Here is a 14,722-nt window from a genome sequence, read left to right as displayed (position 1 = left end):
GGTATGATGATAAGTGTAATAAAGAAAATAATTATAGCTTTTAGTTTTGTTTATCTGATTTTTTCTCAAAAAATATACGGTGAAGAATTGGATGGTATTTTAAAAAGTGAAAAATATATAATTAAATACATGAATGTAAAACAGTTTATTGAAACGCTTCCTGAAGAAATAAAAAAAAGAAGACCGAGCATTATTGAAGGATTGAATGGGTTTATAATAACTGCAGGTGAGAAAGAGCATAGTACGATAGTAAGATACATTAAGCAAATAGATATAGAACAAGATATTTATCCTATTGAATTAAAATATATAAATTCTGAAGAATTAATAAAATATTTACCTCCTTCTGCATCGAGAGAAAATATAATTTTAACAGGAAACCCCAATCTTATATTCTTTAAAGGCAGTGAGAGTAAAAAGGAAAAAGTTACAAAAGAACTTGATATGGTAGATAAACCCAAGCCTCAGATACGGTATCAGCTTTTGGTAGTCCAATATGAAAAAAGCGATAATTTAAATTGGGCTAAGAACTTGTCTTTAAATAAGAAAGAAGTAGCAGGTTCTTCCAATCAAAAAACGCCGATGTATGAGTTTAGCGGAATAATGAGTAATATTTTTAACATAAACTTTGACATAGTATCTAAATTTGGTTATCAATTTATTGCAAAACTTAACTTTGAATTAAGTGAAAATAAAGCAAGAGTGTTAGCCGATACAACTCTTAACGGTTTGACCGGAGAAGAAGTAAACTTTCAAAATACAAACACTTTCCGTTATGTAGACAAAACGCTTGATGCAAATGGAAAGCCTTTGTATGGAGCTTTGCGTGAGATAACCTCCGGCTTGCTTTTAAAAATAAAAGGAGTTGTGTCTGGAGACCAAATGATTACTATGGAAGTTAGTGCGCAAGTATCAAAACAAGGATCGGGCGGAAGTACCAGCGGAGTGCTGCCTCCAACTTCGGAAAAAATAGTAAAGACCAAGGTGCGAAGTGAATCCGGGAAACCTATTATAATAGGCGGTTTATTACAACTTGAAAAAAATACGGATGAAAAAAAAGTGCCTGGGCTAGGCGATATACCTGTGTTAGGTTACGGATTTAAAGACTTACATGCATCTGAAACAGTAACGGAAATGGTAATATATATAGTTCCTTATCTTCATAAAATAAGTGAAAAAAAGAAAACCGTTAATGAAAAATTGAAATATTTATATGAAAAATATATTGAAGGAGAAGAAAAATGAAAAAACTTTTTTTGTGTTTTTTAATATCGATTTTATTTTTGTGCTTAACAAGCTGTTTTAATGTTTATAATGAAAGTATTAAAACTGTTTATAAGCCTTTTGAAGAAGGCACTGAGGTGGAAGAAAATGAGAATATAATAAATGAAGATGAAGGAGAATTTTCTGATAAATTGTTTATTAAAGAAGGAGAAAAAATAACGCTTTATACAAATAATTTAAAATATTGGAGTGTTAGGGGGTATACCTTGTGGAAATTCTTTAATAAAGAAATTGTAGATAACTTGGCTCCTAAAATTAAGGTAAGAAAACTTCAAGGAGAAGCAGGGGCTGGTTATGGCCTTATTTGCTTTAGAAATAAGCAGAATAATGAAGATCGTTTTTTGTGTATATTGGTATACATGGATGGAAAGTATAGTGTAGGATATGCTGTAAACGGTAAATATGAAACTATCGTATGGAAAAGAGAATGTGAAAAATTACAAAAAGGTATTGGAGTAACAAACACAATAAGAGTTAAAAAAAACGGAAAGGCAATTGAAATCTATTTTAATGATGAAGAAGGAGTTCCTTCGGATTATATAATAGAAAATCCCGATAAGTATAAACTGGGGGAAGGAGAAGCCGGAGTTATAGGAATAATATCTCCGAAAGACAATTTTCCTGACACTTTTGTACATATAGAGTATGAAAAATAAATATTAAGGAGACAGTTATGAAAAAGATAGGTTTTAAAAAAATAATTTTAAGAGAAATGAAAGAATTAACTAAAAAGAGTGCTGCTATAATTTTGTTTTCGGTATATAGTTTCACCATGATTCCTTTATATGCACAGAACAATGAAGAAAAAAAATATATAATAATAAACTCGAGAGAATTGGTAAAAAAGATAATAGGTAAACAGGGAGGGGTTTTAGAAAGTGAAGGAGTAAAATTTATAATACCTGAAGGAGCTTTGGAAGAAGAAACTGAAATAAAAATAAGCCGTCTTTTTAAAGTTCATGACGGAGAAGTAAAAAACATAACTGAAGGGGAAGGTGGGTATAGATTTGAGCCAAAGGGACAAAAATTTAAAAAAGACTGTATCGTCAAAATAGCTTATGATAAAAACATAACGGAATACTTTGATGAATTATACACATACTATTATAACGAAAATATAAAGAGTTGGGAAGCCTTAGAAAGAGTAGGAATAGATGAAGAAGAAAAAATGATAGTGTCGGTTACAAATCATTTTACCGATATGATAAACGGAACCTTGAGCCTTCCTGAGCACCCCGACCCTGTAAAAATAAATTTAAACAGCATAAAAGAATTAAAGGCGGCAAATGCCGTAGAAGGAGTAGAACAAATAGAAGGTCTTGAGGGAACGAGTGAAGGAAGTGCTGATTTTAAAATAGCCTTAAAACTGCCCGAAGGAACGGGAGGCCTAACACCCGGATTGGCAGTAAGATATTCAAGCGGAGGCGGACATGGAGTATTAGGACGCGGCTTTAATTTAGAAGGAATAGAGACTATAAGTATAGATACAAGATTGGGTTTACCTAAATATGACGGAAATGATACCTATATAATTGAAGGAAGTAAGAGCCGTTATAACGGTGAAAGTTGGGTAATGGAAAGAGAAAGCAGGTACAGCAAAATAGAAAACAAAGGAATAAAATTAGGACGGATAGAAAAGGAAAACAACTTTTTTGTAATAAGTGAAAAAAGCGGAATAAAAAAAATATATGGAAAAACTGCATGGAGCGGAAGAGGAGAAACGGAAAAATACATATATTATTTAGACATCGTAAAAGACGGATTTGGAAACGAGATAAAATATAAATATGACAAAATCGAGAGCGGGAATGTAGAAGAAATAAGGTTAAAAAGTATAGAGTATGGAAAAGATGGGAAAATAAAAATTGAAATAACTTATGCCGAAAACAGAGAAGATATAAGGATTGAAGGCAGGGGAAGATATCTAAAAAAAGAAGGAAGTCTTATAAAGAGAATTAACAGCTATGTAGATAACAAGGGAGTGAGAGGGTATATATTTGATTACAAGGAAGATGAATCCTTTTTAGAAAATTTCTTATCGAATATAATAGTAGTTCCCGGAGCTGCAGGAGAAGAGCTGACTGAAGAACAGGAAAGATTAAAATATAAATATGAGTTTAATTATGAGAAAGCTTTAAAAAAAGACGGACAGTTAATTGCTTTTGCAAATACGGAGGAATGGAGCAAGAGCGGCAGCATAGCCGAAAGCGTTCATACAAGCTATAGTGTAAACGGAGGAGGAGGCGGGGGAATAAAGGTAAACAGCGTATCGGTTACGACCGGCTTAAGCGGAACAAGCGGTGAAGGTAAGGGATATAGTAAAAGAAATTTTATTGATTTGACGGGTGATGGAATTGCCGATATGGTTGAATGGAGTAGAAACGGACTTTCTGTATATCAGGGAAAAATAATAAACGAAGGAGAAAAAATTGAAGTAAAATATGAGAAAATACATTTTGACAGTGAGTCTATTAAGGGAATATTTATAAATGAGAGTAAAGATAAGAATTGGAGTATAGGAGGAAATATAAATGTAAATTTAAATTTAAATTTAGGTGATGCCGGAGCGGGTTTCGGCGGAACGAAACAGTGGGGACATAGTGAAACGATAAGCGAGTTTACCGATGTAAATAGAGACGGCTATATTGATTTTGTGTCAAGGGGAAAATATTATCTTAATAAGGAAGGAAAAGGCTTTGCTAAGGGTGAAAATTTTGGAAATGTAAAAAATGTAGGCTTGAATATAAGTGATAAAGATAAAAACGATGCTGAAAGGGCTAATTATTTTCAAGAAGGAATAAAAGCTTGGCGTGCGGTACAAAGCGGAGAAATAGAGGTAAAGGTAAATATAAAAGAAAAGCAGAATAATGTAAAATTGTGCATATATAATGGTGAAAAAAAAGAATTTGACTGCAACGAACTTGGAGAATATGTAAAGAATTTAAAAGTAAAAAAAGGAGAGTATGTATATTTTGTAACTGAAAGTAATAAAGAAGAATTGATAGGTGCAAGTATAAATGCAAGTATAGATATTAAATATAAAAAATATGCACGATTTGAAAATATGCAGACCCATGTAGAATATAATCCTCCTTTCGATGTACCTGAAAATTTAACCGGATTGGAAGATATATATGAAAAGTATAATTCCGGTTATGATGAAAACGGCCATGCGGTTATAAGATATAAATTAAAGGCAAACTATCTTGAACTATTGAATGAACAAATAATAAAAGAATTAATAAGGAGAGAGTATTACGATTGTATTAGTGTAAGAGTACCTAAGCCCTTATTTGAAAAAGTGTATCAAAGAGAAGGCAATATTGAAAACATAAAACAAGCGGTAAACTATGATGAAGGGTTTAAAGAATATTTATATGAATCGAAAATAACGGATGAGGAGTATGTTCAAAATCTGGATTTCTCTTATAAAAATTTTATTTCCAAGTTTAAGCAGAAGGAAAAAGAAGATCTATTCGGATATAATTATTATGGAAAAATAATACAACCTCAATTTGATAAAAACAAAGAAAGATATTATTCTGAAAGTGAAACATTGAGTGAAAGTCAAACAAGAGATAAAGAAATTAACGGATATGAGGATATAGAAAAAGTAAAAATAGGTAAAATAGATGGAAAAGAATATGAGATAAGAAAAGAAGAAGGACAATTAAAACTATATATAAACGGAATAAGAAAAAATGACATAAATATAGAATATAGTGAAGAAAAAAATATAATCATCAAACTCTTGGAAAAAGATAGGGATGGACAGGACTTGTTTATTATTGCTTTAAAAAGAACCGCAGGCGATGTTATTTCTGAAAAAGAGTATGAAAAAATTGTTGAAGAAGAAATAGAAAAAGACATAAAATATGAAGTAAGCTTTTTAAATATTTTAACCGCAGCGCTTTACAAATTATTACCGGCCGGCTTAAACGAATTATATATGGAAAATACCGCAGGGTTTTATGAGTTAAAAAATGAAGTAAGTGATGAAAATAAGGTTAAGGTTATCAATTATTTTAGCTCTTTAAAGATAAACCAAAAAATATATATAAAACAACTCGGTAATACAAGAGAATTACTTATATTTAATAAAAATGAAGTTGAAAAGATAGGTTCTTATTATTTTTCAAAAATAGAAATGCCGGCGATAGAGCAGGAAATATATCAGATTCGTGAAGATTTATATGAAGATGAAAAAATTGAGCTTATTAAAAAATTAAAAAAATATGAAGCTTATAAGTATGATTTTCCATATTATATATATGATAATTTGGAAAAAATATATAAAGTTGATGTTAATAAAATAAACAGCTTAGAAGAAAATGAAAAAATAAAGATAAAAAAGAAGATAGATGAGCTGATGCATTATTTACAAGCTTATTATTACGGTAAAATAGATATTTATACCGAATTTTACGAAAAAGGCTTTTTCCCTGTAGAAAACGGGAATATAAAAGTAGCAAGGATAAAAAACGGGAAACTTGTATATGAAAATGAATATATAAGAGATTATAACGGAGAGGAGAATTATCTATCGGGTAAATACGAACCGGAAAAAAGTTCCATTGGAGTAATCAGATATGAAGACCTGTATGGAGGCATCAATTTATGGTATTATGGTCTATACTCAAGATATGGAGATAAACATTTTGATCCTAAGACCTTATTTAAAACCGGTATAAGTGCCGGTGATACTGAAAAAATAGCAAAAGATAAAGAAAAAGAAATAAAAGATAAAGTTAATGGAGACAAAATAAATGATGAAGAAAAAGAAAATGCGGCAAATTCAGTTGATGCCTTATCAAAAAATAAACCGGAAGCATTAATAAAAATATCGTCTTTTAAACAATTAAAAGAAACATTAAGCTCGGGAAATTTAGAATGCTCATTACCGGACAAAGATTTTGCAAGTTCTTTACAATTTAACGATATTACCTTAGTAGGCCCCATATCATCAAATACAAAGAATGACTTTGATTCTGACGGTATACTTGAAAGCCGTATAGAACATTATGCTCCCTATATTGAAGGGAACATCTTCCATTCAAGCAGGATGGGAGGATCGGGGTACAGCCTTCTTCCTTGGAATGATTCAGCCTCTTCAACAGGATTAATAATAGGGTCAAGCTCAAGTGAGAGCTTTGACATACATATAAATATAGGTTTTGGATCGGCCGGTATAAATAAGGGATATAATACGGGAAGCGGAGAACAAACTCAAGGGTATATGGATATAAACGGTGACGGATATCCCGACGTATTATCGGGCGGAAAAAATACTCTTAGTGTACAATACGGCAATGAAGAAAAAAAATTCGAAAGTAATAAAATTTTAGAAGGAGGCGGTTTAAATTATAATACCAATCAATCGGACACAATAGGAGGCGGTTTATCGGCATCGGGAAGTNNNTTTTTGTTTGAAAATCATAAAAGAATTTGAAAGTATTAAATTTGAGATTAAATCAAATATGATTAAAAATAAAATTCTAGAGCCTAATGAAAATGGTAAATTTTCTGTGGAAGATGCCGAGGTATTTGCAAAAGCTGTTAATGAAACTATGGTGTTTAATTATAGTGATAGATCTGAACTACTTCCATACATAGTTGATTTACCAGAATTAAAAGTTGATGATGCATATAATTATTTGAATACTGTATTACCTGATTTAAATATAATTTTGCCAAAATTGATTAAAGATGAATAAAATTATAAATATTATGGGAGATAAATATGATAAAAAATATTATAATGGTTATATTGTTTATTTTAAATGTAGCATTATTTGCTGTTGACGTTTTACTACCTGACGGTTCAATTTACCATGGTAATTTAAAAGATGGCTTATTTTCAGGTAAGGCGGTTCAGATATGGTCAAATGGAGATAAGTATGAAGGAGAATATCAAAATGGATTGTTTCATGGCTATGGCGAAATGACAACAAATTCCTATACTTACAAAGGCGATTATTTTAATGGATTGCAAATCGGTAAGGCTTCTATTTTGTACAGTGATGGATCTTCATATGAGGGGGAAGTTAATGTCGGTATATATGAAGGAAATGGTATATTAAAAACGTCAGTAGGGAATATTTTTGAAGGTACCTTTAAAAATGGTTTTTTAAATGGGAAAGGTAAAATAATATATAATGATGGGGCTGTATGTTCTGGAAATTTTATAAATACAAAGCTTGAAGGTCAAGGTGTTTATAAATTTTCAAATGGAGATACTTATATAGGTAATTTTGTGAATGGTAAATTTGATGGTTTTGGAACTTTAACAAAACAAAACGGTAAAGTATATCAGGGTAAATTTTCAAATGGAGAATTACCTCATAAATATATTTGGAAAAATAAGATGTATTCCACACTGTTGGATATAACAACAATTTTGCTTTTGATTTCTTTTATTTTAAATATTATTTTTATAAGAAAGATTAAAAAGCGGATATAGATATTGAATTAGAATGGATTTGAAAATTATGAAAATAAACTGTTATTTTCATTCACAACCTAACTATCTCACATCTTCTCGGACAGCGATTGAAACGGAAATCCTTTTTGTGGTTTGTATAAGCAAAAAGCAAGCTCTGACCAGAGGGAAGAGCCTTGCCTGTGAAGACAAATGCAGCAAAAAGATTGGAGCGGTATTGGTGCAGCAAGCCGATAGGCGCAGCTTCGAAGCAAGCGCGGTGTCGATACTTGTTTACTTTTATATTATAATGATAAACAAGTATCGGCAGTCCGCCAAAAGAAGATTATTACTCAGCAACCCCACTGACAGGACTTTTGAAAATAGACATGTTGGATGCAAGGAGCGAGAAAAAATTAACCGCAGGCGTACTTTATGTACGTTGAGGATTAATTTTTTTGAAGCGACGCCGCAGACGGCGTGTATATTTTCAAAAGATGATGAACATGCACAACGAGTTTACATCAAATACGGAAACGGAGTAGAAACAAGATACAACTATGACCCTGCACGGCGTTGGCTAAAAGACATCAAGACAGAAAACAAAGATAAGAATTTGGTATTCCAAAAAATAAATTATAACTTTGATGCCATAGGGAATGTAGAAGGGTATATAAATACTTCAAGCAAATACGAAACAAGCCAGAACTACAGCTACGATGCCCTCTATCAACTTATAAAAGCCGAAGGAACGCACAAACAATACGGAGGAATAAACCCTAACCCCGATAACCCGCATCCGTCAAATCCCTTACACACAAATAAATACAGGCAAACCTTTGCCTTCGACATAATAATAGGGAATATGACGAATAAGAGCAGCACCACAAACCTTCCCGGAGGCTCAATAGGAACTACAGATGACACAAAACTAAACTACGAACTGGATTATGAGTATGACAGTAAATATGCACACCGCTTAATAAGAGCCGGAACCCGTTATTACCGCTACGACGCCAACGGCAACATCACTGCAGAAAAAGACGGCCCCTTTACAGAAAAGGAAGAGTTTACATTTACCTATTCCTACTTTGCAGAACATGACGTATACGGAGTAGATTACGGCTTTGACCTAGAACCCCCTGAAGATGACCCTGCAAACCTAGAAGTAGGCACAACAAGTACTACACCTACAGGAGGCTATCGACGGGACTACACATGGAACGAAAGAAATCTATTGATAAAATCAGACGATAAGTTAAACACAGTAATATACCGCTACGGAGATGACGGACAGAGAGCCTTAAAGTTTACACAGCAATCAAATAGCGAAACTTTATACTTTAACAATTTCTACTCGGTACACCAAGTTGCCCATGAACCTAATCACGAACATGGATTACGAGTAAGCAAACACATCTTTGTCGGTAACTCAAGATTAGTAACCGCTATGACACATGCAGATAATAATGGAGACACAACGGAACAAACAGAAAAGCGTTACTACTACCACGCAGACCATCTGCAAAGTGCACAGTTTATAACAAATGTCAGAGGAGAACAGTATGAACACATAGAATACACGCCTTACGGAGAACTCTGGATAGAAGAAACTGCTCCCGGAATCGATAAGTTACCGTTTAGGTTTACAGGGAAAGAATTAGATGAAGAGACGGGATTGTACTATTATGGTGCGAGGTATTTAGACCCGAAATATTCGAGATGGTTGAGTGGAGATCCTGCGTTAGGTGAGTATATTCCGCAAGCTCCGGTAAATGACGAAGCTAAAAAACACAACGAGAACCTGCCCGGAATGGGAGGTATATACAACACGGTAAATTTACATGTTTATCATTATGCGGGGAATAACCCGATGAAGTATGTGGATCCGAATGGAGAAAAAATACTGGATGTTAGTACGACTTTGGTTCAAGAAAACGGAGAAGAAGATCCCTTAGGTAAGGGTAATACTACAATTGCTTCACATGGCTGTGTTTTAACAGCATATACTAGAATTGCAAATGCGATAAGTGCTATTGGTGAACGTACATTACAAAACGCTAATTCATTGGCTCTTAAGAAGGATATTTATGATGGAAATAACAAAAATTTAATATTTAACTCTCCTACTGCTTCCAAATTAGTAAATTCCATATCTATTCTAAGTGAATATAAAATGTCATTTTATAAATCATTAAATAATATTAGCTTAAATGAATATGGTAGCGAATTGGAAAAACTAAGCAAATCAGAAGACTTATATGCTATTACCATTAGAGTTTCAAATAAGTATGGAGGCCATACTGTCAACATGAATTCTGATGGAATTATTGTGGATACTGAAGATAATTATACCATCAAAATTAATAACACCTCAGAAAAAGGATATTTACCGTCAACGGTTGTTAATGATATCATAACGGATTCTTCAGCTATAATCCGTATTGATATATTTAAGATAGAAAAGGTAAAAACTGTTCCATTTTTACCCGAATAACTTATTAAGGGAGACTAAATAATGAAAATGTTAAGGAATATGATTTTTATTTTTATGTTGGTTCTTTTGGTTTCATGTATAAAAAGAGAAAACAATGAATTAGATAATAGTAAGATTTTAAATAATATAAACCTAGATTCAAAAAAGGATGATGATATTTATGACCGTGGCTTTCTAATAAAAGAATTAAAAAATAATGATTTAATTCCGTATGATTTAGCTTATCTTACAAAAAAACCTGAGTCTATTTTTGTATATGTTATAAAAAGTGAATGGGCACTGAGAGAGGCTATATCTGATTATGAAAAATATGGTGAGAGTTCAGGGGAAATACCTAAATTGGAAAATTTAGGTAAGCGAGAATTTATTTTTGAAAGACATTATGATTATTACGGTAATTATATATATGAAAAAAGAAAGACGGTTGCCGGATATATATATGAGAGTATCAAATATGATAAATATAATCGTCCTATAGAAAAGATAGAAATCTATGAAGACTCTTATGTTAAGAAACTTACGAGTATGATAGTTATTGAGTACGCTCCGGTAAAACAATCAGATAATATATTAGAAGCAAAAATATATAAAGCTGATAAAAATGGAGATAAGAGAGAAATAAATATAGTTAGATCAGGTAAAAAAGAAAATATTTATTTTTTTAATGACAATGAATTTTATTTTGAAAATAATCAAATCACAAAAATTAATACTCCTGATAAAAAATGGATATTTAAATATGCTAATAATACTTTTTTATCCGAGATAGGAATTTCTCATGCAGGAGTAGGATATGAATCTATAAAAATGGAATATGAAAAAGGTGAGTTGGTGCGATGCATAAATGTATTTGGAAAATCAAAATCACGGTATAAATTTATCAGATACGACAAATTTGGAAATTGGATAGAGATGCAAATATTTCATGGAGATAATACTGATTTTACAGATACTATTATCCGTGAAATAAAATATTATAAATAAATACCTAATATTATCTAAAAAACAATATTAAGTATTTTAGAATAGATAAATAAATGAAAAAAAATTTTCTTGAATAGAAAATTTATTGATGTAAATTATTTAACTGCTTTAGGAAGATTAGATTTGATAAGAGTATATTTAAATAAAATATTGGAATTGATAAAACAGAGGCAGGAAATAAAAAAAACATGAAAACAAAACTTTATTTGTATTTACAGCCTAACTATCTCTTTTCTCGGACAGCGATTGAAGCGGAAATCCTTTTTGCGGTGTGTTTAAGCAAAAAGCAAGCTCTGACCGGAGGGAAGAGCCTTGCCTGTGAAGACAAATACAGCAAAAAGATTGGAGCGAAAAGCGCGGTGTTGACACTTGTGTACTTTTACATAATTATGATAGTGCACAAGTGTCAGCAGTCCGCCGCTCAAAGTTGCTCACGCACCTTTGAGCTTCGAGTTTTGCCATTCGGCAAAACATCGGGAGCTAAACTTTTAAATTTTGTAAGCTGCCCCTTATCGGAGGTTTTTCCGCTTACGGTAGGAAGCGGAAAAACAATGGCTTTTGAAAATAGGTGGAGCAGATACAAGGAGTTAGGCAAAAAAGTACCGCAGGCGTATCGGGTATACGTCGAGGACACTTTTTTGCCGTGCGACGCAGGAGATGCCCGCATATTTTCAAAAGAGGTAATCCACGACGGCTTAGGACGCATAAACTACACAGCCAAAGAAGGAGAAGTGTACATTGAAGGAACCATAGATTCTACCCAAACAGGCTGGAACATTTCGGGAGCGGTTTATTATGATGAAGACGGAAGAAAAAAAGGAGAAGGACAGCCCGTGTTCTATGGAGGAGATATACAAAATGAATTAAGCGGAAGCTCAAGCTAAATCCTTTTATATGAAAAATTAAACGAATTAAAACATCCTACAAGCTATGAATATGACGGACTAGGCCGCGTAATAAAAACAACCCTTCCCGACGGAAACAGTCAAAAAACGGAGTACTCGATAGACGCTTCCTTACAAATAACAAAAACAATAGACCCTAAAGAAAACATAAACATCAGTAAAAAAGATATAAGAGGAAACATAAAAGAAGTAGAAAGACGGGATAAAAACAACACTCTTCTTACTAAGGCAAAATACGAATACTCTGTTCTTGGCGAGATGCTGCGAGCCTACGATGCTAAAGACAACTTATTGGCAGTAAACTATGACATGCTCGGAAGGCGTATAAGCTTAGAAAGCCTTGATATGGGAAGAAAAGAATGGAACTATGACGATAAGGGCCGCTTGGAGTATGAAAACGACTCCGTATTAAGATCAAAATTAGCGTCAATAAAATATGAATACGACGGACTGGACAGAATCATAAAAATAGACTATCCTTTTAGTGAAGATGTAGAATATGAGTACGGGGTACCGGGAGAAAAAGGAGCGGGAGAGGTAATCCGCAAAAAAGATGAAACGGGAGAAACAAAATACGAATACGGCCTACTAAACGAAGTAAAGGTAGAAACACGGACAATAAAGAGGGGAAGAGAATTTCAAAAGCCCGTAACTGCCGTGTTTAACTATGAAGCCGATTACCTTGGCAGAATGCAAAGCATAAGCTACCCTGACGGAGAAGTGTTAAGCTACAGTTACGACAAGGGCGGACAATTAAAAGGAGTTATAGGCAAAAAAGGAATAGAAACCTATAGGTATGTAGACAATATCTTATATGATGAACACTCACAGCGCGTCTACATCAAATACGGAAACGGAGTAGAAACAAGATACAACTATGACCCTGCGCGGCGTTGGCTAAAAGACATAAAGACAGAAAACAAAGATAAGAATTTGGTATTCCAAAAAATAAACTATAACTTTGATGCAGTAGGGAATGTAGAAGGGTATATAAACACTTCAAGCAAATATGAAACAAGCCAAAGCTACAGTTATGACAATTTGTACCAACTTATAAAAGCCGAAGGAACGCACAAACAATACGGAGGAATAAACCCCAATCCCGATAACCCGCATCCGTCAAATCCCTTACACACAAATAAATACAGACAAACCTTTGCCTTCGACATAATAGGGAATATGACGAATAAGAGCAGTACTACGAACATCTCAGGAGGCTCAATAGGAACTACGGATGACACAAAATTAAACTATGAACTAGACTACGAATATGACAGTAAATACGCCCACCGTTTAATAAGAGCGGGTAGCCGTTATTACCGCTACGACGCCAACGGCAACATCACTGCAGAAAAAGACGGCCCCTTTACAGAAAAGGAAGAGTTTACATTTACCTATTCCTACTTTGCAGAACATGACGTATACGGAGTAGATTACGGATTTGACCTAGAACCTCCCGAAGATGACCCTGCAAACCTAGAAGTAGGCACAACCACAGGAGGCGGAATACAAGGAGGCTACAGAAGAGATTATACATGGAATGAACGCAACCTATTGATAAAATCGGACGATAAGTTAAACACAGTAATATACCGCTACGGCGATGACGGACAGAGAGCATTAAAATTTACTCAACAGAGTAATAGCGAAACTCTTTATTTCAATAACTTTTACTCCGTACACCAAGTTGCCCATGAACCTAATCACGAACATGGATTACGAGTAAGCAAACACATCTTTGTCGGTAACTCAAGATTAGTAACCGCTATGACGCACGCAGATAATAATGGAGACACAACGGAACAGACAGAAAAACGTTACTACTACCACGCAGACCATCTGCAAAGTGCGCAGTTTATAACAAATGCTAAAGGAGAACAGTATGAACACATAGAGTATACACCATACGGAGAGTTATGGATTGAAGAGACTGCACCGGGAATTGATAAACTGCCGTTTAGGTTTACGGGAAAAGAACTGGATGAAGAGACTGGTTTATACTACTATGGAGCGAGGTACTTGGATCCGAAATATAGTAGGTGGTTATCGGGAGACCCGGCGTTAAATGATTACATACCGCAAGCGCCGGTAAATGACGAAGCCAAAAAGCACAACGAGAACTTACCCGGAATGGGCGGAGTGTTTAATACCGTAAATCTTCACGTTTATCATTATGCGGGGAATAATCCGGTAAAGTATGTGGATCCGGATGGGAGAAGTGTGTGGGCAGAAATCGATTCTGAAATTAAATCTATAATAGATAAATTATATAATGATAGTCCTACATTTAAAAAACATTATGACAATTTACTGGCTGAAAAAGCACCTAATGGTCAAAAAATTTTAGTAACTATTACTACTGATTTAGGGAAATATGCTGGGAATACTGTTACAAATGATTCTCCGGTGATATTTGAAGCGGATATAGAAACGCTTGATAATAAAGGTAATCGTGTGAATAAAAAAATGCAAGCTACTACTGATATGGTAATGGCTATTAATATTAATATAGATCTAGATCGTGTATATAATAAAGATTTACCCTTAGTAGATATTATAGCGGAAGAGGTGGTGCATGCATCTGACATAACAAAAGTTGGTTCAGAAAAATGGAATAAAATTGCTCGAGAGGAA

The 14,722-nt window shown here is 33.6% G+C and carries 7 protein-coding genes and 1 pseudogene; all 8 read left to right on the top strand.

Translation table 11 applies throughout. The features are described from left to right. Nucleotides 1-3: 3 nt before the first annotated feature. Entirely contained in the window at nucleotides 4-1,245 is a 1,242-nt protein-coding gene (locus E4N74_RS06240) for a type II secretion system protein GspD (protein WP_255819289.1), read from the top strand. A 116-nt stretch (nucleotides 1,246-1,361) separates the two neighbouring features. Continuing rightward, nucleotides 1,362-1,940 (top strand): hypothetical protein, encoded by a 579-nt coding sequence (locus E4N74_RS06235; RefSeq protein WP_255804682.1) that lies wholly within the window; start codon nucleotides 1,362-1,364, stop codon nucleotides 1,938-1,940. Between the two features lie 17 nt (nucleotides 1,941-1,957). After that, entirely contained in the window at nucleotides 1,958-6,733 is a 4,776-nt protein-coding gene (locus E4N74_RS06230; RefSeq protein ID WP_255819288.1) for a SpvB/TcaC N-terminal domain-containing protein, read from the top strand. After that, nucleotides 6,711-6,998: a hypothetical protein gene (locus tag E4N74_RS06225; protein WP_255819287.1), complete on the top strand. Its 288-nt coding sequence runs from the start codon at nucleotides 6,711-6,713 to the stop codon at nucleotides 6,996-6,998. Before E4N74_RS06230 ends, E4N74_RS06225 begins: the two co-directional genes overlap by 23 nt. 26 nt (nucleotides 6,999-7,024) lie before the next feature. Further along, nucleotides 7,025-7,744 (top strand): MORN repeat-containing protein, encoded by a 720-nt coding sequence (locus tag E4N74_RS06220; protein WP_255819286.1) that lies wholly within the window; start codon nucleotides 7,025-7,027, stop codon nucleotides 7,742-7,744. A 28-nt stretch (nucleotides 7,745-7,772) separates the two neighbouring features. Continuing rightward, nucleotides 7,773-10,199 carry an RHS repeat domain-containing protein gene (locus E4N74_RS06215; protein WP_255819285.1) on the top strand — a complete coding sequence of 809 codons (2,427 nt, stop codon included), beginning with the start codon at nucleotides 7,773-7,775 and terminating at the stop codon, nucleotides 10,197-10,199. Between the two features lie 21 nt (nucleotides 10,200-10,220). Beyond that, entirely contained in the window at nucleotides 10,221-11,183 is a 963-nt protein-coding gene (locus E4N74_RS06210) for a hypothetical protein (RefSeq protein WP_255804604.1), read from the top strand. Between the two features lie 221 nt (nucleotides 11,184-11,404). After that, nucleotides 11,405-14,311: pseudogene (locus E4N74_RS06205) on the top strand (RHS repeat-associated core domain-containing protein); the annotation flags it as partial. Nucleotides 14,312-14,722: the final 411 nt, after the last annotated feature.

It is taken from the genome of Treponema putidum (assembly GCF_024401155.1).
GTDB lineage: Bacteria > Spirochaetota > Spirochaetia > Treponematales > Treponemataceae > Treponema_B > Treponema_B putidum.
The sequence above is the reverse complement of the archived record's forward strand: the minus strand, read 5'-3'. Positions and strand labels throughout refer to the sequence as shown.

Coding starts and splice junctions, on each gene's coding strand:
- E4N74_RS06240 (WP_255819289.1), top strand. CDS start 4: ATGATGATAAGTGTAATAAAGAAAATAATTATAGCTTTTAGTTTTGTT.
- E4N74_RS06215 (WP_255819285.1), top strand. CDS start 7,773: ATGAAAATAAACTGTTATTTTCATTCACAACCTAACTATCTCACATCT.
- E4N74_RS06220 (WP_255819286.1), top strand. CDS start 7,025: ATGATAAAAAATATTATAATGGTTATATTGTTTATTTTAAATGTAGCA.
- E4N74_RS06210 (WP_255804604.1), top strand. CDS start 10,221: ATGAAAATGTTAAGGAATATGATTTTTATTTTTATGTTGGTTCTTTTG.